Below are 281 nucleotides of genomic sequence, written 5' to 3' on the forward strand. Positions count from 1 at the left end.
TTTGTGGGCTCAGTGTTCGACGTTCGTAATCACACTGTTCCGCTTGCTGCTGCCTCAGATGCTCTTTTATCAGGTGCCAGTTATCGTACTGCGAGACGGGGTAGAGCCTAACTCTTTCGCGGTTAAGTTACGTATCCACCAATTGCCTGTTTATCCTGCCGGAGTCCGGGGCGTAGACCTGAGCGTCTGAGGTGCAGATGTGGATTTAATGTCGTTGAATGGTATTAAGCTGGTAGTGACAAGGCTAGCCAGCCCTGCTAGGATTTGATTTCTGACGTCTA

Annotated in this window: 1 protein-coding gene; it reads left to right on the top strand. The window is 50.2% G+C overall.

What is annotated here, in order from left to right; genetic code table 11:
* Positions 1–190 (top strand): hypothetical protein (locus tag OGY18_RS04235; RefSeq protein ID WP_286551983.1); only part of this gene is annotated, 190 nt, incomplete at its 5' end.
* Positions 191–281 lie beyond the last annotated feature (91 nt).

Source organism: Citrobacter sp. Cpo142 (assembly GCF_030332425.1).
GTDB lineage: Bacteria > Pseudomonadota > Gammaproteobacteria > Enterobacterales > Enterobacteriaceae > Citrobacter > Citrobacter portucalensis.